This is a genomic window from Shewanella sp. SR1 (genome assembly GCF_020447145.1).
GTDB classification, from domain to species: domain Bacteria; phylum Pseudomonadota; class Gammaproteobacteria; order Enterobacterales; family Shewanellaceae; genus Shewanella; species Shewanella baltica.
In genome coordinates, this window is sequence record NZ_JAJAEF010000011.1 from 117,496 (window position 1) to 138,745 (window position 21,250).

A 21,250-nucleotide genomic window follows, 5' to 3' on the forward strand; every position below is an offset into this window, starting at 1 on the left:
AGCTATTGCTAACAACTGACAACGGTTTGATTGAGGCATCACAGTCTTCTAATAAAACGTCCAACTGAAAAGACCCGCATTCGCGGGTCTTTTCAGTTTGCTTAATCGAGTTTTAAAGCGATGGCACTGTGAAACCTAAGTTGTCAGTGACCACATTTTTAGGGGTTGTGACTTTCAGTGATACACTGGCATTGGCCGATGCCGTAAATTTCAGCGGCGAACCTAGACTGCCTTTCGCATAAACAGTATTAGGAACCTCGAAGGTTTTAGGCGCTCCAGCACAATCGACGCAAAGTTCGATACTAGTCGTAGCAGGCATGATTTGATTCGCACTGTCGTGGACAAATACTACAAACTCAGAACTAGCACCAACGGCCACAGGTTTGATGTCATTCACACTCGGCAATAACACACCGTCTTGCATCACACTGATATAGGCCTGTGAGCCTGACATGCTCATTACTAAAGCTTTGCGGATATAGGTTTTATTGGCTTGGTCTTTGCCACAGAGTGTGCTTTCGCATTGTGGACCGTTAAATTTGCCATCGGCAGAAAGGTAGGTGTCACTATTTTTAGTATTTAAATACTTTTCACCTAAATTCCAAATACCATCTTCATTGTCATCCCTAAACGCATCACCTAGATCACTGAAACCACTAGGAAGGTAGGCTTCGATGTCCATGCCATTACCGGTGCATTTTTTTGCGACGCCTGACCGAGTTAAACAGGCTAAGTCAGTCACTGGCGTGCCATTGATGTCTTTACTGATATCGGCATCATCAAAGATGTTATTGCCATTGGTATCGAAGAAGGTTTCGTGACCTAAGGCATAAGCGAGAATCGTGATGCGGTGATCGGGTACGCGTGCTGATTGTGATGTCCAAACGACGCTACAAGTGCCATTTTTAGTGACACATGATGTCGGGATCTGGCCGCCTTCTGTGGTGAAGTTAACCGCGGTATCATCGGGCGCTGGATTGCCAAAACTATCTGAGGCTCGAATGGTGATCGTTGCAGTTTCACCACTAAAGTCACCTGCTTCAGGATTGAAGATTGAAGTCGATAAACTGAATCCCAGTTGCTGCGGCAAGCCAGTACCCACGATTAACTGTTCAGATTGGCTAGTGATCACTTCGCTCGTATCGGCGTCAACGGCAGTAGCAACTACGCGCACGGGTGTGGGGACTGTGCCGGATAATACTCGCACACTGGCGATACCTTGGGAGTTAGTCTGGCCTTGCGCATTCGCAGTGCCATTGTCAAAACTTAATCCGCCGACCACAGTGTCTAAGGTAAAGCTGACTTTTTGTTGCTTTGTAGGCTTTCCATCGGCACTGATGACTTTGAAGCTGACTAAAGAGGATTCGCTTGCACCTGTGCCGCCCGCACCTTTAATGCGAATTTGTGCCGGCTCTGCCGACTCAAAACTTAAGCTGGCAAGCGTTTGGCGTTGCAATGTGAACGGGAAATTAGCCGTTAGCGTCTGATTGCCGGCCACTGTCGTGGCGATGATTTGGTCGCTACGTTCACTGTTGCCACTGCAACTTGTGTCTTGGAAGGTTGAGCTCGCATTACCCGATAAAGTTGTAACTGGGGTATCGAGTGTCGCACTATTGCTGTTGGTGCAATCTGAGCTAAAGCTGATGGAAGAGGGGGTTTGGACTCGGGTAATGGTACCGTCATTGGCCTCTAAGACTAAACTTGCGGTCACCCCAAAGCTGCCACCTGCGCTGATCTTATATGAGCCATTGGCATCGGCTGTTAAGGTGCTCGCCAATTTACCTTCGGTAAAGACTGCGCCATTGTATGAGCCGAGTTTCAGCGTGCCTTCTTGATTGACCGCATCTTTACTCAATACTTCATACAGACTGCTGGTTTGCAACGATTGACCTTGATAGTCCACTGTTACTGTGAGGGAGTTTGCCCCTAATTCAGTTGCACTTGGCGTATAGGTCACCTGTGCAATACCATTGGTTTTGGTCAAAGTACTTGCAGGGTTGAGTACTGCAGAGCCTGCGGTGAACGTCACTTTCGCGCCTTCGATGCCGTTGCTTTCGCTATCGAGCAATATAGCTTGCAGTTGCACCGGCTCATCGACTTTAAAGCGAGTCACTAAGGCTGCGCTGTTTAAAATACTGGCGCTGAGTTTAGGTGCTGCAGGAGAAGTACCATCGCTAGCACTTAAAAACTCAAAATTGCGGGTAGCTGTTAGCGCCGTTGTGGAATCATTTGGGGTTGTCGTTGCAGTAATTATCCCTGCATTGACAAGTAAATCAGGATTACTAACGATAATAATGGCTTCACCGTTATTGTCTGTTAGTTTGCTATTAGGTGTTAATACACCAAGGTCTGTCGTAAAGTCTACTTTCTGCTTGCTCACTGCAGCTGAGCCTTTCTTTAACTTCGCGACTGCGCAAAAACCTGTGTCTTTAGGGAAACTTTGGAGTGAAGTAACACTGCCGCATTCAGAACCCGATAAGGTCTTAAAGTCGATAGACAGTTTATAGATACCGTCAGTGGCATCTGTGCCACCGTTATCTTCGTCCGCAGGGCCGTTACAGGCCCCGAGTCCAAATAGTCCAATAAAAAGCAAAGCTAGGCTACATAACGTTTTGCTAAGTCGCATAAGCAACATCCTTGTGGGGCTGAAGTTAATTAGTCTTGGATTTCGCTGCGTAGATATTTAAACAGCTCTTTAGATGATTTTGATTCTGGACCTTTGGCCAGTTCCTTGGTGGCTTGACGCACCAAAGTACGCAGTTTTTGTCTGTCTAATTGCGGATAATGCTCAACTAAGGTTTGAATTTCATCATCACCTTGGGTGAGTAAGCGTTCACGCATTTTTTCGAACATCTGCAACTTCGCAGTTTCGTTGTTGTTTTTATTCAACACGATAGCGAGTGAAGCCTTGATAGGCTCAATATCAAAATTACGCATCAATTTGCCGATATACTGCATGTGGCGACGATACGCCTCAGTATTGACCTTGATTTTGCGTGTTTGCAGGATAGCGTCGTACAAAAACTCATCCAGCTCGATTTTATCTAGCTGAGTCTTGCTCAGTGAAACAAGCTCCATACCGACTTTTTGCACGGCTTCGCTGTCGCGCTTGTCCGTTGTTTTGCTGCTGACATAATCTTCATCTATGTCGTAGGGCTGTTTAAAATGTTCTGAATCACCAACAATCTTCATATAGATAAAACCTCAAGTAATTTACTGGCTAATAATAACATCTCCAGCCAAAAATCGCCTAGGTGAATGTGCTTATACCCAAGCGACCTGAAGATACGAGTTTCAGAGCGCCTAGGGTGCTTCAATTCAAGGCGCATCAATGACAGAATGTCGACCACCTTTTGAATTGATGCAACACGGAAGTGGAGTGCCCTAGGCGCCCCGTCCCGGCGGCTGATGTTAACCACGGGGTAACGCACTTTATGCTGTGTTGGTTATTTTTAACTTAGCCCGCTAGGTCTGCAAATAACCGCCTTGCCTAAAGTGCGTTAAACTCCCGCTGAATCCTGCATCTTCAGGTTGTTTGGGTATAGGATACGCTCTCAAGCCTAAGTCGGCCGAGAATAATTAATGTGAATGGGATTTGTGTTTGTTATGCTACGGCAATTGCCGACAACGAAAGAGTAGCTTTGTGTCTTTGAACAGAATCGATAGTGAATTGGGCGCGCTGAAAGATGCGGTGGCCGTGGCGCTGGAATATGCCAACAAATTAGGAACGAATGCTGCCGAAGTGGCAATCAGTAAACAACAAGGTTTGTCGGTTTCTACCCGTTTAAAAGAAGTCGAAACCGTTGAATTTAATAAAGATGGTGCCTTAGGGATTACGGTTTACCGCGATGGTTGCAAGGGCAGTTCATCGACGTCGGATTTAAGTCCAGAGGCCATCGCCTTAGCGGTGAAAGCGGCCGACGATATCGCCCGTTATACTTCTCCCGATCCATTCAGTGGTCTTGCCGATAAAGCCTTGATGGCAACTCAGATCCGCGATCTTCAGCTGTATTATCCAGAAGATATTTCCCCCGATGAGTTAGCCCAACTGGCGATCCGCGCCGAAACTGCGGCACTCGATGCCGATCCGCGCATCAATAATTCCGATGGCGCCAGTGCCAATGCCCACACTGCGGTTAAAGTGTATGGCAACAGCCACGGTTTCTTAAACGGGTATTGCAGCTCGCGTTATAGCTTAAGTTGCAGCGTGATCGGTGAAGATAGCGAAGGCAATATGCAACGGGATTACGATTACACTATCGCCCGTAAATTCAGCGAGATGCTTGCGCCTGAAACGGTCGGTTTAAAAACAGCCGAGAAGACAGTAAGCCGCCTCGGTGCGCGTAAGATTGCGACAACGCGTTTACCTATTTTATTAGCGCCAGATATCGCCACAGGGCTAATCGGCCACTTCATCGGTGCGATCAGCGGTGGCAGTTTATACCGTAAATCCAGTTTCTTATTGGATTCGATCAACACCCAAATCTTCCCCGATTGGTTCAATATCGAAGAACAGCCGCATTTACTGGGCGCACTGGCGAGCGCGAACTACGACAGCGAAGGCGTGTCGACTCAAGATAGACGCATTATCGACCGCGGCATGTTAGAAACCTATTTGCTGACCAGCTACTCGGCGCGCAAGTTAGGCTTAACCAACACGGGTCACGCGGGTGGTATTTATAACTGGACGCTCGGCCACACAGGCCAAACCTTCGACGAATTGGTAAAAGACATGGGCACTGGTTTGATTGTGACCGAAGTTATGGGCCAAGGCGTGAACATGGTTACGGGCGATTATTCCCGTGGTGCGGCGGGTTTCTACGTTGAAAATGGTGAGATCCAATATCCAGTGGAAGAGATCACTATCGCGGGTAACTTAAAAGAGATGTTCCGTGGCGTGCAGGCCGTGAGTAAGGATTTTGATCTGCGCTCATCGATTCGTACCGGCGGTATCTTGTTATCTGAAATGAAGATTGCGGGTAACTAATTCATAGCTTCACTCGTTCAGCCGTTGCGCATAGTACGCTTAAGTCGTCTCAGCGTTTTAGTGCCTGTGCTTTAGCGCTAGTAGCATGAATATGGTTTGAGCATAAAAAAGGGCAAGCGATTAATCACTTAATCTGCTTGCCCTTTTTGTTTAACGCGCTTATTAGGGCTATTCGCCCTAATAAGCGGAATCATCACAAATCCATGTCTTTAAAACGCATAGCTTGCGCTGAGTTCGAACGAGCGGCCTGCACCGGCAATCTGGTTAAAGCCATTGGTGTTATCGGCCTTAAATTCCGCCACACTCACACCGCCCAGCGGCAGCTCATAATAGCTGTCTAATAGGTTATTCACGGCGAAGGTGACAGTCAGATCCTGCCATTTCATGCTGCTGTTTAAGTTAAGTAAGGAGTAGCTATCGGTTTCATTTTCAAGGCGGCGGTCATCCACGCGATCTTTGGTCGCAACCCATTGCCATGAAAGACTGTTTTCCCAGTTACCGAGTTGATGTTGCAGTGCCAGCTCGGTTTGCAGCGGCTTGATTTGATATAAAGGCTCATTGCCTTCATCTCGCTCACCACGGGTCAAATTTACTTTGCCTAACACTTGCCATTTACCTGTGCTGGTTTCAGCAAACTGATAGAGCGCATTAAAGCGTGCGCCATAGAGATTGGCATCTAAGTTAGTGAATTGAAGAATATTGCGTTTACCATCAGGTGAACTGGTGCGATTAAAACTGCCAATCACTTCGGCATCGACATAGTCAGTCACCGCTGTGTACCAAGCTGTGGTCGAGACTTGCCAGCTATCACCGTTATATTTGTAGGCTGCGCTCAGGGTATGGGCGGTTTCTGGTTTAAGATCCGGATTACCCACGTAACCATTTCCATCGCCATACCAACCTATCATAGTGGTCGCCATAGTGCCGCGGCCCCAGCTGTAACGCTCGTACAGATTGGGTGCACGATTCTTGCGGGCTAAACCAAACTCAAGTTGTTGATTAGCTGATAATTGATAGCGAGCCAGTAAGGTGGCGTCGATCAGATCATCATCACGTTTTCTGTCCATCTCGTTAAAGGCCTGCGCCGCAGCGGCATCCATATTCGGCATGCCCATCATTGACATGTCACTATAAGCTTGGACTTCTCCGGTATTAGTGGTGACATACTCAAAGCGAACACCCGCCGATAACCACCAGCTAGGGCTTAAATCTTGCTGCCATTCGCCATAAACGGCGGCGCGGCGACGTTCACCATCATTGATGTTGATGTAGTCATTGGGCGCCATCATAGTGCCAGGCACCGCAGGCCACACATCGTCGAGCTGGTAGCTATAATATTCTTGGCCGACCAGCAAGGTGCTGTCATCACCCATTGGCAAACGCCAGTGCAGTTGATAGCTGTAGTCGTCACCTTCAGTGTTCATTGGCATCTTGCCGGTTTTTTCTGGGGTGAAAAAGCCCATCTCGTGTTTCACGCCGTGCCAGTTTACTTGGGCACTGAATTCACCGTCATCGTCGAGTTTGAGTTGATAACGGGCGAGGGCACCGTAACTCTTGTTATCCGTCATATCCATGTATTGGTTAGCAAAACCTTGGAATGGAATATTCTGATGGGTCAGTTTGATGGCGACTTGTTGAGTCTCATCGCGCCATGCGGCGGTCAATGCATGGTTTTGTGCGCGGTACAGAGTATCGATGACTTTATCGCCATTGCCATCTTTATAGCTGTTGGCATCTTCATAGGCGCCTTGATAGCTAAGGCTGATATTTTTGCTGGCGACGGTGGCATTGGTGCCAAGTAATAAGGTGTCGCTCACACTGCGATATCCCGTTGAAATATCGCCACTATTCCACTTGATGCTGTCGCTTTCACCAAATTTAGGGTTAAGGCTGCTAACCTTAATCACGCCCGCAATATTGTCGCCACCGGCACTGATGGGCGATACACCCGCAATCACTTCGGCTGTGGTGACTTGATTGGCAGAAATATAGGACAGCGGTGGATTCATTTGGTTGGCGCAGGAAGCGGTAATGTCCGCACCATCAATTAACACTTTAATGCGATCGCCCATCATGCCATTGAGAATAGGCAGAGCTGATACGCCACCCGCTTCGGAGAAATCGACTCCTTGTCCTTTCAGCAGGTTTTCAGCCGAACCTAGCGTGTTGCGGTTTTCGGTCTGTTGGCCGTGGACTTCTAAGCGTTCAATATTGGCTAATTCGCTGTCATCGGCCATTGCCTGTGGCGCTAGCGATAAGCCCATGGCGATTGCGAGGGATGAGGAAATTACTGAAGTGTTAAACGGGTGAGATAAATACGCAGAATTTGCAGCCATCTTATTGTCTTCCATTCACTTGGATTCATTGCGCTGCATTATAAAGAGCATCTAAGAGTGACAGGTGCGGCATATTGTCGCAGAGGGCAACAAAGCGGGCTAAAAACAGAATAGGGCATGAGCAGAAGGTAAATTCCTCCCACTTGAATCACTTAGGCCATGATTTTCTTTGACTCTTTAAACATTGTGCTCATCAATCATCGATAAGCGTATCAATGGAACCTGCTTTATCGGCGGTCAAAGCTGATGTGAGTTTCTAAGACTTGAACTAACCAAAATACTTGCTATACAGCCGCTGCGTTTCACCTTGGGAATCCATAGCCGCCAGTGCTTTGGCAAACTCGAAGGCTTTTGAATCAGGCGCTAATATTGTGGGGTTATTATCTGGGCTGATGGGGTTTTCGGCGCGATAGTTAGGGTTGTGCCTACCGCGGTAGTGACGGCTTTTTTTCGAGAAGCCGAGGTACATTTCCTGCGCAGATTGGCAGCAGTTATAGTGGAGTTTGAACTGAGTGGGGTCGCGATCGTTAAGGTAATAATGCAGTGTGGTTTGATCGTAGATGAAAAAATCCCCTTGGTTTGAAAGCAAATAATCCAAGGCTTTAGACACATTGAGTTCAGGCGGTTTACGTACTTGTATTTTGTCGGGCAGGCCGCCAAAGTCGTAACTGCCGGGGGCGATTAAGAGGGTCATCTTGTTGTTGACCAACTGCTCAATCGAGCGAATATCGGCGGCGCCCGCACGGCTAATGCCTATGGCGCGTTCTGAAAGTCCATTAGGGATAAAATGCGCGTATTTAGCCCTATCTTCGCTGAAGTTAAGCCCGGGATAAAAGTCGATATTGCCGAGTTTGAGATCCCGCAGTATGCGTAATTTAGGTGCGCGCACCACATTGAGTTTGCAGCCAATCTTGTCCGCCGCCGCTTGGTAAAGGTCGTGATAAAATCCCGTGTTATTGGGCTCATCTCCGATAAAAGGTAAGCGTTCGCTGGTGCGATACCCCATGGTAATCACACAGGCGTCTGAACTGGAAAAGGCATTGGCGAGCGGGGCTTGAAGCGTCATCAGCAAGAGCAGTGCGCCGAGCCAAGGTTGAGCGACTAAGGTGGATTTCAAATTGATCTCCTTATCTGTCGATTACAAAGTGTAACCTGAGTGCCAATAAAGGTTATGGCAAAATCCGTAAACTAAATCTTAAAATTCATTAACTAAATCTTATTGATTATTAAGCTTAATATATTATTTTTGTTTGAATAATCTATCATACTTTCCTACTAGTCAACGCCATTTTTTATGTTGGAGTGCACAAACTCTGTACATCTGATTTGATTGCGTTATAGTTTGCGCATGTTAGGCCATGGGCTTAACTTTCATTAAGCAGTGAGGGATAAAATGACTAAGCAAAAACCGCAAAATATGACCTTAGAACACGAAAGTGGCCGAGGCACCATTACCGACAACGCACTTAAAGCGTTAGTGACGAGTCCCCTGTTTAGGACCCGTACCGAGAAAGCGAAAAAGGGCAAAGGGTCGTACGACCGTAATGCACAAAACCGAAAGGGGCATCAGCACAAGGGCGATGCCCCTTTTGACTTTCTACGTCTGAGCTTTTGTTAATCCGTTGTTTCCCCTGTTTTAGCCCGCTTGCTTTAATCCCTCGTTAGTCCTGCCCGTTCCTGCTACTTCCCCAGCCTCAACATCCGTCTTTACGCTTAAATCATCCTTATTGTCGATAGTCGCTTTCCTTCTGAGAGCTTAGCTTGGAATGAATTGGTACTTTTACCCTGAGCGAGTATGGTGAAGGCTTAGAGGGTTCTAGCGAAGGAGATACGCATGGCACAGCAATATCGAATCGAACACGACACTATGGGCGAGGTAAAAGTCCCCGCCGACTGTTATTGGGGCGCGCAAACCGAGCGTTCGCGGCAGCACTTTCGTATCGGTGTCGAAGCGTCAATGCCGATTGAAGTGATCCATGCATTTGGTTATCTCAAAAAGGCCGCCGCTATCACCAATCAACAACTCGGCACTTTGACTCAAGCTAAAGCCCAACTGATTGCCCAAGTGTGCGATGAGCTGATTGCGGGCGAACTCGATACGCAATTTCCCTTGGTTATTTGGCAAACGGGCTCGGGCACGCAAACCAATATGAACGTCAATGAAGTCATTGCCTATCGCGGCCATGTGCTCTCGGGTGGGCAACTCATCGATGCGGTTAAATGTTTGCACCCCAATGACGATGTGAATCGCTCGCAATCTTCCAACGATACCTTTCCTACCGCCATGCACATTGCTGCCTATCGTCAAGCCGTTGAGCTGGTTTTGCCCAGCATGACGTCACTACAGCAGAGCTTGCAGCACAAGGCCGAGGAATTTGCGCACATAGTTAAAATCGGCCGCACGCATTTTATGGATGCGACACCGTTAACCTTAGGCCAAGAGTTTTCGGGTTACGCCGCGCAATTAAGTCATGGTATCGAAGGCATTGAGCACAGTCTCAAGCGGGTGGCCGAGTTAGCCTTAGGTGCGACCGCCGTGGGCACAGGGCTGAATACGCATAAGGATTACGCCGTTAAGGTGGCGGACAATATCGCAAAGCTCACAGGCTTGCCCTTAGTGACTGCGCCGAATAAGTTTGCCGCCCTTGCTGCCCACGATGAATTAGTCGCCCTGTCGGCGGCCTATAAAGTCGCGGCGGTAGGTTTAATGAAGATCGCAAATGATATTAGGATGTTAGGTTCTGGCCCGCGCTGCGGCATCGCTGAGTTATTACTGCCTGAAAATGAACCGGGTTCGTCCATCATGCCGGGCAAAGTCAACCCGACTCAGGTCGAGGCTATGACTATGGTGTGCGCGCAAATCATGGGCAATGATGTTGCCGTCGGCATTGGCGGCAGCAATGGTCAGTTTGAGCTCAATGTGTTTAAGCCGATGATCATCGCCAATGTGCTGCAATCGGGGCGCTTATTGGGGGATGCTTGTCAGTCGTTTAATGACCATTGCGTGGTCGGCATAGTGGCAAATGAACCTCAGATTGCTAAGCATGTGGAAAACTCACTCATGCTAGTGACAGCGCTGAATCAACATATCGGTTATGAAAAGGCCGCTAAAATAGCTAAAAAAGCCCATAGCGAACACAAGACGCTGCGCCAAGCGGCATTAGAACTTGAGTTTGTCACGGCAGAAGAGTTCAAGCTTTGGGTTGATGCCAACAAGATGTTGGGGCCAGACGCCTAATGCTTAATTCATAACGTCTCAGCCTAGCTGCTGATAAATAAGCGGAAGTGAGGCTGGCAATGAATCAAGATCGTGAGCCAAGATAATGAAAAGAAACAGTGTGATGAGATAGTAGTGGAGTCAGGATGCTGAAGCATTCGCAGTGTTAATGTTTACGGTGCATCGAATGATATAAAAACAAAAAGCGAACCAGAGGTTCGCTTTTTGAGTCATAGCCTGTCCTGTATCAGAACGGCTTAGTCTTGGGTGTCAGCATCTACCACTTCAGCCCACAGATCGTGTTCATCTGAATGGGTGATACGAGCACGAACCAACATACCAGGTTCCAACTCAGTTTCACCATTGATGAACACCATACCGTCGATTTCTGGTGCGTCGGCAAAGCTGCGGCCAATGGCGCCTTCTTCGTCTACATCGTCAATCAGAATATCTAAGGTACGGCCAACGAAACGGGCTAAACGCTCGGCGCTGATCTCGGCTTGGACTTCCATAAATCTGTGGTATCTGTCTTCTTTAACATCTTCGCTGATAAGCTCGGCGATGGTGTTGGCGACAGCGCCATCGACTTCTGAATACTTAAAGCAACCGACGCGATCAAGACGTGCTTCTTTTAAGAAATCGAGCAGGATTTGGAAATCCTCTTCGGTTTCACCTGGGAAGCCGACGATGAAGGTTGAGCGGATCACCAGATCGGGACAAATTTCACGCCAGCGTTGAATCGCTTCTAACTGACGGTCAACACGGCCTGGACGCTTCATCATCTTGAGGATGCGCGGGCTTGCATGCTGCATTGGAATATCCAAATACGGCAGGATCAAACCTTCGGCCATCAGCGGGATCAACTCATCAACCCATGGGTATGGATAGATGTAATGCAGACGCACCCAAGCGCCCATTTTACCCAGTTGACGCGCTAGGCTAGTAATGTCTTGCTTGACTGGCATACCGTTCCAAAAATCGGTACGACCGCCTTTGTCTTTGCCGTAGGCCGAGGTATCTTGGCTCACGACTAGAATTTCCTGTACGCCTGATTCCACTAAACGCTTAGCTTCATCTAAGATGCTGCCCGCTGGGCGGCTGTCGAGATCGCCACGTAGTGAAGGAATAATGCAGAAAGTACAACGGTTGTCGCAACCTTCTGAAATCTTTAAATAAGCGTAATGCTTAGGCGTTAACTTAACCCCAGTTTGTGGGATTAATGATGTGAAAGGGTTGTGTTCTGGCTTAGGCACATATTTGTGAACGTGCTTCAACACTGCTTCGTAGCTGTGTGGGCCAGTGATTTCTAATACATCAGGGTGCACTTCGCGGATTTGGTTTTCTTTGGCGCCAAGGCAGCCAGTTACGATCACTTTGCCGTTTTCTTCTAAGGCTTCACGCACAGCATCCAGAGATTCTTCAACCGCAGCATCGATAAAGCCGCAGGTGTTGACGATAACTAAGTCGGCATTGTCGTAGCTGTTAGTCACTTCGTAGCCGTCGATGCGTAACTGAGTCAGAATACGCTCTGAATCCACGAGGTTTTTTGGGCAGCCCAAAGACACGAAACCGATGCGATTCCCAGTGGTAACAGCATTAGTGCTTGCTGCTTCTAATGTTTTTACTGGGATATCAAGCGTGGTCGTTTGCTTGGGTTTAAAAGTTTCAACTGTCATGGTTTCTCGCTGAGGTTAGAGCAGCCTTAAAAAAGTTGGCGGATTATACCTGATGTGGTTAAAAGGTACAGTAGCTTTGGCTGAAAAGTGTACAACTGGGGCGCTGAATATGCCAGTTAACCCTAAGGCCTATTTTGGGTGTGGATATAGATATATCCGCTAGAGATCCGCAGCCGAACTCATAGGGATAAAAAGAGCTAAATATTTTTCAGAAAAATTAACCCTTTTTAAAATCCGCCGCGTTTATAGGGAGCAAGAGACAGTTTGTTGATGCTGTTACATATTGGTACAGGTATTGGCACTTTTTACTGATAGCCTAAGCGCTAAATAAGCGACACAGTCGTGTTAGCTGTCTCGTTTTGAATATGCGTTCTATTTGAAGTGGTTTAGCTATAAGCACATTATTTTGGAGTAAGTTATGAAAAATTCTCTTTTAGCGGTATTGGTAGCGGGTGGTCTTTTTTCGAGTACGTTTATGGCGCCAGCAGTACTCGCCGCTGAGGTCGATTTCCCCCACATTGAAACCATGGGTGTGAGCCAAATCCAAGTCGAGCCCGATATGGCGGATGTGAATGTGGAAGTGGCCGTGACCGAAAAAACCGCTAAAGCCGCCAAGGATAATTCCGATGCCGCCGTGGCTAAGTTTATCGCCCGTCTCACTGCAGCGGGTGTGACTAAAGACCAGATCCAGAGCGCGAATTTAAATCTTCAACCGCAATACGTGTATGTGCAGGATAAAGCGCCAGAGCTGACGGGTTACACCGCCAGTCGCCAAATTACCGTGACGGTAACAGACTTAAGCCGCTTAAATGCTATTTTAGATTCAGCCTTGGAAGAGGGCATGAATCGAGTGAATAACATCGCCCTTAAGTCGAGCAAAGAAGCGGAATATGTCGCCAAGGCACGCCAAGCCGCGATTGCGGATGCCAAACAAAAAGCCGAGTCTTTGGCTAAAGGCTTTGGTGAGAACCTAGGTAAGATCTGGCAGATCCGTTATTACGATCAACGCCCCGTGCAACCTGTTATGTTACGCATGAGCGCCAAAGCCGATGCCATGGGCGCCGCCGAGAGCTATCAGTACGGCCAAGTGAGCATAGAAGATAGGGTCGAAGTGATTTATAAACTGAAGTAAATCAATCATCAGTATGTGACTATGGATGAAGCTCCAATATGGATTCATCCATTTTTATTTTTCTGCCTCGCACCAACGTTTCATTTCTTTTGTCATCGGCCCTTTATTTTTTATATTCCAGATTTTATTAACATGATGAACAGTAAAAACTGGCAAATTTAAACATTTATCCTCACACTAGTAAGGTGATGTTAAGGAGGCCGTTTATGGATTTCCCCGCTCGAATAAAGCAGCAAACATGCATGGATTGCTTAAGTGGTAAGTCATTAGGATTTGAAATCCGCATGGCATTTCAACCTATCATTCATTGGCCCAGCCGTGAGATTAGCGGTTATGAAGCCCTTGTTAGAGGTCCCGAAGGTGAAGGGGCCGCGTGGGTATTTGCGCGAATTAACGATAGCAATAAATACTATTTTGATCAGGCTTGCCGGGTTAAAGCGATAGAAACCGCTTCAAAGCTGGGACTCGATAAGATGCTCAGTATCAACTTTCTACCCAATGCAGTGTATAACCCTGAGACCTGTATCCGCGCGACGATTGAAGCCGCCGACATGTATGGGTTTGATATCCACAAAATCATGTTCGAAGTGACAGAGGGCGAACAAATTGTCGATCGGGCGAAATTAGTCCGTATCTTCGAGAGTTATGCTAAACGTGGTTTTATCACCGCAATCGATGATTTTGGCAGTGGTTTTGCTGATTTAAGTTGGTTGGATGCCCTGCGTCCCCAAGTGCTAAAACTCGATATGACGTTGATCCGTGATATCGATGTCGATAAAGAAAAACAGCAGGCAGTGGATGAAATACTGCGTATTTGCCTAGAACTTAATACAAGAGTCTTGGCCGAAGGCGTTGAGAGCGAAGCCGAACTGAATTATCTCGCTGGAATCGGGATTGAGTATTTTCAGGGCTATTACTTTGCTAAACCTAAGCTCGAACATTTAACTACCTACGAAGAGCTGAACTTTCATGCACCATAGCCGCGCTCGTTCAACATCTTAAACTACTTGGTTATTCTTCTGCTTTGTGCGTTTACCATCGAATCTAAAATATTTAATTAACAGACACTTGCCTGCACGTTAAGTGCGGCGAGTGTGTCTGTGCCTGTCAGTAAAAACGACAAACGCGATGATGGCTTAGTTTAAATTGGGGCGGATATTTGAATCGTTGCTCTTACCCTTGCGGAGTTAGCGCCGCGAAAAGGTGGTGATATCGACACATCTGACTAAGCTTACTGACTCAAACAAAGGAGGTGTTATGAAACAATTTACAGCTTTAACCCTATTAGTATCTTGTTCCTTACTGCTAGCTAGCCCAGTATTTGCCCACGGTGAAATCGGTGAACCCTCGGATGGCGCCAAGGGAATGGTGGGTGCCATGGGCACCATAGAATTTAAACCCTCAGATTGGCAAGAGAATAAACAGAGCTGGTGGAAGGACAGTGATGGTGTTGCGCCCGGTGTTGCCGGTTGCCATGTCGGCACCGATGCACAAGGTGTGCCTAATGGCAGAATGTTTGGTGAGGCGTGTTTGCCCGATGGCTTGTTAGTCGAATCCAATCCCGGCAAAGATGTGATACACGGTCACAGTGACGACTTAGGTCATCCTGATACCTTTGACTGTAATGCTTGGTGTGTTGGTGAAGGTAAAACTGCGGGAATGTGTGAAGTGGCCGCTGCGCCGCCTTGTGAGCAATCCGCGAGATGCGCCTGCAAGTAGTTAATCGCGAGTGTGAGCTCGATGTGTGTTGTGAGTTCACTGCGATTATCGCGCTTAGCGCCTCTCCTACCCAACATACTTATTTGAATCCTTGAGTGCACAATTGGCCGCTTTAGCTTTAGCCGTACTGAGCTGCGGGGCAATTGTTTGTTTATGATATCGGCTAACTGATATATCATGCGCCACCTAAAATTGCCCTTGTTACCTATTCGCTACTATGTCTTCCAACGCGCTCTATACCGATTTATCCGGCTATTACGATTTAATGTGTTCCGATATTAACTACCAGCAACAGAGTGCGAGCATTCATCGCCTGCATCAGTTCCTTGGCAATAACGGTAAACAACACCTTGATTTAGCTTGTGGTACGGGTCCGCATGTGCGGCATTTTATCGATCTTGGTTATCAATGCAGTGGCCTCGATATCAATCAGCCGATGCTCGACATGGCCATGCGCCGTTGTCCCGAAGCCCAGTTTAACCTCCAAGATATGACAGCTTTTTATTTAGAAGAGCGCGTCGACTTGATCACCTGTTTTTTATATTCCATTCATTACAGTGCTTGTATCGAACGGCTTAAAAGCTGCATCGCCAGTGTGCACAGTGCGCTCAATGACGGCGGATTGTTTTGTTTTAACACGGTCGATAAACACAGAATCGATAACACTGCCTCGGTTAAGCATTTTGCCGAGTTTGATGGTAGCCATTTCGCCTTCGAATCCGGTTGGCATTACAGTGGTCAAGGCGAGAAACAATCATTAAAGTTGAGTATTGCCAAAAGCAGTCTGCCGTTTACTGAGGTGTCAGCTTCGCCTTTATCAGTCTCTGATATGAAAGGTTTAGGCTCGCTGGAAGCGGGGTTACACGCCGCAGGTTTGCAGGAGGTTAGCTTACAAGAACTACACAGCATTGAGCAATGGCAAGATCAACATGCCATGGTCGCGACTAGCTTCACAGAACTGCAAGAACTGTTAGCACCCTATTTTGAAGTACATGTTTTCGAACATGATTATGAAAGAATCGTCCCGTGGGATCTCGCATCCGGCAACGCGCTGTTTGTCTGCGTGAAGATTTGACCTTCTGTTGAAGGTTCGGCAATTGGGCAATCGTCTTCGAACTTCGTTTGAACTTTCATTCTTTTAACAAGAAAGTCAAAGTCGTTGGGCTCCATCCGTGATTATTCATTAAGCGCAGACCAAAAGGGGAGAAGTACCTGTTCTCCTTTTGGCTTATTTGTAAAATATGGCCGGCATTCTCAACGGATTTGAAAGCCTCTTTTACTCATGGCCAAAGGGGCTATGGCTTTCGAAGTCCTCGATTTACATCCATGTAAAATACTCCTGTTCGGCAATCCTCGTCTCTCGCTCACAAGCCAGAAAAACATCAATTTTCATTCATCCTTTGGTAACTCTGAGGGAAGGTGTATTTCTGGGTGCCAAGTACCGATGTTTAAATATTTTAGATATAAGAGCCTTACTTGCCCGATCATTTTGTACCCTTCAGCAAACCGCATTTAAACTAGCAAAAAGCGGGATTGGATCACGAAATCAAACCATCGCCAATGAAAGGGACAAAAGTCCGTTTCTTAGCCTTGATTATTGAGTATTTTTATTATCTCGATGTTTAACGGATAAAAAGGATCGCTATATGGACATTATTTCATGGTTTAGTATCAATAATACCTTTGTTAATATTCCTCTGGGCAGTGGCTATGCCATGTCATGGATTGAAATGGTTGGCACTGTATTTGGTTTATTGTGTATTTGGTGTGCAAGCAAAGAGAAAACGATTAACTATTTTTTTGGTTTAATTAATGTGACTTTGTTTGCAATCATCTTTTACCAAATCCAACTATATGGATTATTAATTCTGCAATTATTCTTTTTTGTCGCCAATATCTACGGTTGGTATGCGTGGACTCGTCCCAATACTATTGATGGCGAGTCACTACAAGTGCGTTGGCTATCTAAACAAAAACTGCTCATTACTGGCGTAGTGAGTATTGTCGCTATTTGTTTGATGACTATCTTCATTGACCCTTTCTTTGCAGCGTTAGCTAAAATCGCCACTAACACACTCAACGCCTTCGGAAATGATATCGTCCTTAAACCTTTAGATCCTGATGCCTTCCCGTTTTGGGATGCCACAATGACTGTATTGTCAGTGGTCGCGCAAATTCTCATGACCCGCAAGTATGTTGAAAACTGGATTCTGTGGGTTGTGATAAACGTGATTAGTGTTGGTGTGTATGCTGCGCAAGGTGTTTACGCCATGTCTATCGAATACGCAATTCTGCTATTCATCGCATTGAATGGCACGCGAGTATGGATGGCAACTGCAAAGTCTAACCAAGCCAAATCCTCAAAGCAGGTGGTGCTATGAACCTACAACCACACATTGCCGTCAGTGCTGACGATATAGCTTCTAGAGTGATTGTGTGTGGTGATCCTGCTCGTGCAGCGCGTATCGCGGGTTGGTGTGAAAACGGCAAACAAGTTGCCAGTAATCGTGAGTTTCAGTTATTTAATGCACGATTTAACGGTATAGATGTCACGATTTGTAGTACAGGCATAGGCGCTGCTTCAATGCTGATCGCATTAGAGGAGCTTAAACAGTGCGGAGTTACTACCATCATTCGTGTTGGATCTGCAGGAGCGTTGCAACACAATATTGGCCTAGGAGAATTGATTATTGCCGAAGGGGCAGTTCGTGACGAAGGGGGCTCCTTGAGCTACCTTCCTGCATCCTATCCTGCCGTAGCCGATCATGCCTTAGTTGCGGCCTTACTTAGTGCAGCTAAGCAACTTCAAAGTACATATTACTTAGGCTTAGTGCGTTCCCATGACAGTTTTTATACCGACCAAGAGACGGAAATTTGTGAGTTTTGGCACCAGCGTGGTGTACTCGCTGCTGACATGGAAACTTCTGCACTGTTAACGGTCGGGCGTTTCCGTGGTTTGCAGGTTGCATCCATTCTTAACAACGTTGTTCTATTTGAGCAGGAAGTTAAAGAAGGTATTGGTCAGTTTAAACAAGTTAACGGCAGTATGATTGAGGGGGAAAAGCGTTCAGCAATGATTGCGTTGCAAGCGCTAACAAGCCATAGGAGTTAACTTCAACAATCGTAGTCAATGGCGCGCTACTCTATCGATGGAATCTATTTTATGTGCCTCGAATGAGTGGACGCGTTATTGCTGCGGCATGTAAAGTGATGCCATCACAATGATTGGTCACAACAAATGCAGATCGAGCCAAACCCGAATACTCGCTTTTATCCATTCCTTAAAGCACACAGTGAGCAATTTCGGCAGAAATTAATGCACTGTGCAGTCGCTACTCGTCACCTCATCAAAGGTTCTGCTCTGCTAACCCAAGGGCAAGTTGTAGACCATTTATACCTAGTGCCTCACGGCCGAGTCTCTATGAATATTACTGTCGCTAGTGGTAAGCGTTTTCAGCTTGGTGAGGTGCAGTGTACTGAACAAATCTTTGGTGAAATGGAGTTTTTAAATCAAAATCTTTGTCAGTGGAGTGTAGTCGCTGAACAGGATATTGATGTAACGGCTATTTCCGTGGCAAAACTGACGAGATCTTTACAGGCTCATCCTGAAATGGCGATGTTTTTTGCCAGTGCTTTAGCTGATGATTATCAAGACTCCATGGATATCTATACCCAACGATTATTACGCCCCATAGTGTATAACATTGCCTATGATCTATGGATACGAGATAGCAATACTGTTGTCCTTGGTGGTTTTGCTAAAATCGACCCTGAAGCTGAACGTTTTGGTACTATTAGCCGCGTTTATCGACGAGCAGTGAAAGAGTTAGTTGTTCGTGGCTTAGTCCGGAAACAAGGGGCACATTTGGAAATTTTAGATCGCCAAGGTTTAAAAGCCTTTCTTGATGACAGTAGCCATAATGATTTGTAGTCAGATTATATGTGCCTGTGAGTGTGGTAAAACGAATTTATATTAGTAAATAAGTTAGACATTCATTTTAATAACGTTACTTCGCGATAATTATTCCCATAATAGATAATGCTTAATTTTTCTAAGTTAAGTTAGGCTAAGTTAATTTTAGCCGTATCGTTTAAGTCCTATTTATAAAGGAAAATGTATTTTCCTTTAGCCTGTTTCATCATCCATGATATCTCAATGGCATTCTTATTCGAGCACTTCGACTACTTCGCAGGGGAAGATGCATTGCTTGAATTTAGGTGTTGTTAGCTCCCAAAAACAAAATGAGTCTTGGGTGTTCTGGCTTTTCTATTCTCTTTTCATACTTTTGTGATGATGGCTGGCGGCTGATTTCGTGCTTCAATGTACGGTAAAGCGAACGCTATTATTGATGGAATGACTGGCAGTATGGAGAGTTGATATGAAGCAACTAGCAGAAAACCTGTGGATTTTTGATGGTGAAGCCGTACCATTTTTTACCTTGCCCTATACCACTCGGATGACAGTGATCCGTTTGAATAATGGTGCTTTGTGGGTACATAGCCCAATCAAACTCACCTCTGAACTTCAGGCACTGGTCGAAGCGTTAGGCGAAGTTCGTTATCTTATTGCACCAAATCACCTGCACCACCTGTTTTTAAAGGACTGGCAGCAACGTTATCCGCAGGCCCAAAGCTTTGGCACTGCAGAAGTTCAAACAAAGCGGCCAGATCTTCACTTTGATGGGCTGTTCACCGCTCAATTTCATGCCATGTGGGCGACTGATATTGACCAAATATTATTTACGGGCTCTCATTTCATGCAGGAATGTGTGTTCCTTCATAAAGCATCGCATACTTTGATTGTAACGGATCTTATCGAGAACTTTTCACCCGAATCTTTTAATGCCTTACAGCGATTATTGGCTCGCGGAGCGGGAATACTCGCTCCAAACGGTAAAATGCCCTTAGATTGGCGCTTAAGTTTTATGTTTGCTAAGACACAAGCGCGCAGTCATATTGATAAAATATTAGCTTGGGAGCCCAAAGCCATCATCATGGCCCATGGTCTTATTATCGAGAATGATGCAACGGCATTTTTGGAAAAATCATTTTCTTGGGTAAATAGGGAAGGATAATATTATTATTTTTCCCCAATATCATTTTAGCGTTTAAACCGCTATAAATTATCAGAAAATAAAAGGCGGACACTTTATAGTTGAATTCGGGAGTTAACTATCTGCAATATTATTTAAAATTAACCAGTGCGACATGAATGATGACTAATTTGTGAGAGGTAGTAGGTTGATAGAGTGTAGCGGGTTTGTGAATATATTCCTTATCTATGAAATAGTTACAATGCAATAGGCAATAAATACATTCGCCAGAGTGAGTACAACTTACAGCTATTAATATATAAGTGATTTTAGCTGTTATTTTAGACGGTTTTTCTTCATTTTAAATTATCTTGGTTAAGGTATAGCATTGATAGTAATGTTATTTATTAACTTTCTTAAATCTATTTCGCTTGAGTTCGGTAAGTCTGGCATTACTTTTGTAATGTACTTAGCGTATTTAAATAATTAACTAGGAGTACATTATGAAAAATACCATTCTTACTTTGGCCGCCATTATTTCTTTAGCCTCTGTTAGTGTTTACTCTCATGCCGAGAACATGAAAAATAATGATGTCGCAGAAAATGGCATTTATGTTGGTGCTAACTATGGTTATTTAAAAGTTGATGGTAAAGATGACTTCGATGACAATAGCGATGTTATTCAAGGGCTTGTTGGTTATCGCTTCAACCAATATTTAGCTATCGAAGGCGGATACGTCAACTTCGGTGATTATGGCAATAGCTTATCTAATGCAGAAACAGATGGTTATACCGCTGCGCTAAAAGTCTCATATCCCATTGTAGATCGCGTTGAGTTGTACGCTAAAGGTGGGCAACTATGGTATTCCACTGATTATGATGTGTTAGGTTTTTCTGGAAATAAAGATGATGAAGGTGTGTTCGCCGGTGCCGGTGTCGCATTTAAAGTCACAGATCGATTCTTAATTAATGCCGAGTACACTTGGTATGATGCAGGAATTACCATTGAGAATGTTAGCAACGGTGCAGATACTGATACAGATTTTAAACAAGCCAGTTTAGGTGTTGAATATCGATTCTAATTATTCGTTTTTGATATTTATAATTTAAAAATTGATTATCTAGGTGTGACACGCTAAGTGTCACACCT

At 45.8% G+C, this 21,250-nt stretch carries 17 protein-coding genes; 12 read left to right on the top strand and 5 right to left on the bottom strand.

Features of this window, described 5'->3' with window-relative positions; translation table 11 throughout:
* Positions 1 to 112: 112 nt before the first annotated feature.
* Both KV201_RS12520 and yjgA read right to left on the bottom strand, forming a co-directional pair.
* A complete protein-coding gene (locus KV201_RS12520) occupies positions 113 to 2,626 on the bottom strand; it encodes an Ig-like domain-containing protein (RefSeq protein WP_226059507.1) in 2,514 nt (837 codons plus the stop codon).
* Between the two features lie 29 nt (positions 2,627 to 2,655).
* Positions 2,656 to 3,192, bottom strand: coding sequence for a ribosome biogenesis factor YjgA (yjgA, locus tag KV201_RS12525; protein WP_011847919.1), 537 nt, complete (start codon positions 3,190 to 3,192; stop codon positions 2,656 to 2,658).
* Between the two features lie 451 nt (positions 3,193 to 3,643).
* Here yjgA and pmbA point away from each other — a divergent pair, with 451 nt between their 5' ends.
* The gene (pmbA, locus tag KV201_RS12530) at positions 3,644 to 4,987 is read left to right on the top strand and encodes a metalloprotease PmbA (protein WP_006083239.1); all 1,344 of its coding nucleotides are present in this window, start codon (positions 3,644 to 3,646) and stop codon (positions 4,985 to 4,987) included.
* A 209-nt stretch (positions 4,988 to 5,196) separates the two neighbouring features.
* Here pmbA and KV201_RS12535 read toward each other — a convergent pair whose 3' ends face one another.
* Together KV201_RS12535 and KV201_RS12540 are read right to left on the bottom strand one after the other, a co-directional pair.
* Positions 5,197 to 7,323, bottom strand: a complete 2,127-nt coding sequence (locus tag KV201_RS12535; RefSeq protein WP_226059508.1) for a TonB-dependent receptor — start codon at positions 7,321 to 7,323, stop codon at positions 5,197 to 5,199.
* 268 nt (positions 7,324 to 7,591) lie between these two features.
* Positions 7,592 to 8,440 carry an ABC transporter substrate-binding protein gene (locus tag KV201_RS12540; RefSeq protein WP_226059509.1) on the bottom strand — a complete coding sequence of 283 codons (849 nt, stop codon included), beginning with the start codon at positions 8,438 to 8,440 and terminating at the stop codon, positions 7,592 to 7,594.
* A 276-nt stretch (positions 8,441 to 8,716) separates the two neighbouring features.
* Here KV201_RS12540 and KV201_RS12545 point away from each other — a divergent pair, with 276 nt between their 5' ends.
* A complete protein-coding gene (locus KV201_RS12545; protein WP_011847915.1) occupies positions 8,717 to 8,941 on the top strand; it encodes a ribosome alternative rescue factor ArfA in 225 nt (74 codons plus the stop codon).
* Positions 8,942 to 9,157: 216 nt separating this feature from the next.
* Complete coding sequence (gene fumC, locus KV201_RS12550) at positions 9,158 to 10,561, top strand: class II fumarate hydratase (RefSeq protein ID WP_226059510.1); 1,404 nt, start codon at positions 9,158 to 9,160, stop codon at positions 10,559 to 10,561.
* Between the two features lie 236 nt (positions 10,562 to 10,797).
* Here fumC and rimO read toward each other — a convergent pair whose 3' ends face one another.
* Positions 10,798 to 12,216, bottom strand: coding sequence for a 30S ribosomal protein S12 methylthiotransferase RimO (rimO, locus tag KV201_RS12555; RefSeq protein WP_226059511.1), 1,419 nt, complete (start codon positions 12,214 to 12,216; stop codon positions 10,798 to 10,800).
* Between the two features lie 418 nt (positions 12,217 to 12,634).
* Here rimO and KV201_RS12560 point away from each other — a divergent pair, with 418 nt between their 5' ends.
* From KV201_RS12560 to KV201_RS12600, 9 genes are all read left to right on the top strand, one after another.
* Entirely contained in the window at positions 12,635 to 13,348 is a 714-nt protein-coding gene (locus KV201_RS12560) for an oxidative stress defense protein (RefSeq protein WP_012586686.1), read from the top strand.
* Between the two features lie 206 nt (positions 13,349 to 13,554).
* On the top strand, positions 13,555 to 14,328 hold the full coding sequence (locus KV201_RS12565) for an EAL domain-containing protein (RefSeq protein WP_071938694.1): 774 nt from the start codon (positions 13,555 to 13,557) through the stop codon (positions 14,326 to 14,328).
* 277 nt (positions 14,329 to 14,605) lie between these two features.
* On the top strand, positions 14,606 to 15,067 hold the full coding sequence (locus tag KV201_RS12570) for a hypothetical protein (RefSeq protein WP_226059512.1): 462 nt from the start codon (positions 14,606 to 14,608) through the stop codon (positions 15,065 to 15,067).
* A 217-nt stretch (positions 15,068 to 15,284) separates the two neighbouring features.
* A complete protein-coding gene (locus KV201_RS12575; protein WP_226059513.1) occupies positions 15,285 to 16,142 on the top strand; it encodes a class I SAM-dependent methyltransferase in 858 nt (285 codons plus the stop codon).
* 571 nt (positions 16,143 to 16,713) lie between these two features.
* Positions 16,714 to 17,448, top strand: a complete 735-nt coding sequence (gene pnuC, locus KV201_RS12580) for a nicotinamide riboside transporter PnuC (protein WP_264175238.1) — start codon at positions 16,714 to 16,716, stop codon at positions 17,446 to 17,448.
* The gene (locus tag KV201_RS12585) at positions 17,445 to 18,179 is read left to right on the top strand and encodes a nucleoside phosphorylase (protein WP_226059514.1); all 735 of its coding nucleotides are present in this window, start codon (positions 17,445 to 17,447) and stop codon (positions 18,177 to 18,179) included. Before pnuC ends, KV201_RS12585 begins: the two co-directional genes overlap by 4 nt.
* Before the next feature lie 126 nt (positions 18,180 to 18,305).
* On the top strand, positions 18,306 to 18,998 hold the full coding sequence (locus KV201_RS12590; protein WP_006083227.1) for a Crp/Fnr family transcriptional regulator: 693 nt from the start codon (positions 18,306 to 18,308) through the stop codon (positions 18,996 to 18,998).
* A gap of 448 nt (positions 18,999 to 19,446) precedes the next feature.
* Positions 19,447 to 20,142, top strand: a complete 696-nt coding sequence (locus KV201_RS12595; protein WP_226059515.1) for a DUF4336 domain-containing protein — start codon at positions 19,447 to 19,449, stop codon at positions 20,140 to 20,142.
* 461 nt (positions 20,143 to 20,603) lie between these two features.
* Positions 20,604 to 21,182 carry a porin family protein gene (locus KV201_RS12600; RefSeq protein ID WP_006083225.1) on the top strand — a complete coding sequence of 193 codons (579 nt, stop codon included), beginning with the start codon at positions 20,604 to 20,606 and terminating at the stop codon, positions 21,180 to 21,182.
* Positions 21,183 to 21,250 lie beyond the last annotated feature (68 nt).

Coding starts and splice junctions, on each gene's coding strand:
- KV201_RS12520 (WP_226059507.1), bottom strand. CDS start 2,626: ATGCGACTTAGCAAAACGTTATGTAGCCTAGCTTTGCTTTTTATTGGA.
- yjgA (WP_011847919.1), bottom strand. CDS start 3,192: ATGAAGATTGTTGGTGATTCAGAACATTTTAAACAGCCCTACGACATA.
- KV201_RS12535 (WP_226059508.1), bottom strand. CDS start 7,323: ATGGCTGCAAATTCTGCGTATTTATCTCACCCGTTTAACACTTCAGTA.
- KV201_RS12545 (WP_011847915.1), top strand. CDS start 8,717: ATGACTAAGCAAAAACCGCAAAATATGACCTTAGAACACGAAAGTGGC.
- fumC (WP_226059510.1), top strand. CDS start 9,158: ATGGCACAGCAATATCGAATCGAACACGACACTATGGGCGAGGTAAAA.
- rimO (WP_226059511.1), bottom strand. CDS start 12,216: ATGACAGTTGAAACTTTTAAACCCAAGCAAACGACCACGCTTGATATC.
- KV201_RS12560 (WP_012586686.1), top strand. CDS start 12,635: ATGAAAAATTCTCTTTTAGCGGTATTGGTAGCGGGTGGTCTTTTTTCG.
- KV201_RS12565 (WP_071938694.1), top strand. CDS start 13,555: ATGGATTTCCCCGCTCGAATAAAGCAGCAAACATGCATGGATTGCTTA.
- KV201_RS12570 (WP_226059512.1), top strand. CDS start 14,606: ATGAAACAATTTACAGCTTTAACCCTATTAGTATCTTGTTCCTTACTG.
- KV201_RS12575 (WP_226059513.1), top strand. CDS start 15,285: ATGTCTTCCAACGCGCTCTATACCGATTTATCCGGCTATTACGATTTA.
- pnuC (WP_264175238.1), top strand. CDS start 16,714: ATGGACATTATTTCATGGTTTAGTATCAATAATACCTTTGTTAATATT.
- KV201_RS12585 (WP_226059514.1), top strand. CDS start 17,445: ATGAACCTACAACCACACATTGCCGTCAGTGCTGACGATATAGCTTCT.
- KV201_RS12590 (WP_006083227.1), top strand. CDS start 18,306: ATGCAGATCGAGCCAAACCCGAATACTCGCTTTTATCCATTCCTTAAA.
- KV201_RS12595 (WP_226059515.1), top strand. CDS start 19,447: ATGAAGCAACTAGCAGAAAACCTGTGGATTTTTGATGGTGAAGCCGTA.
- KV201_RS12600 (WP_006083225.1), top strand. CDS start 20,604: ATGAAAAATACCATTCTTACTTTGGCCGCCATTATTTCTTTAGCCTCT.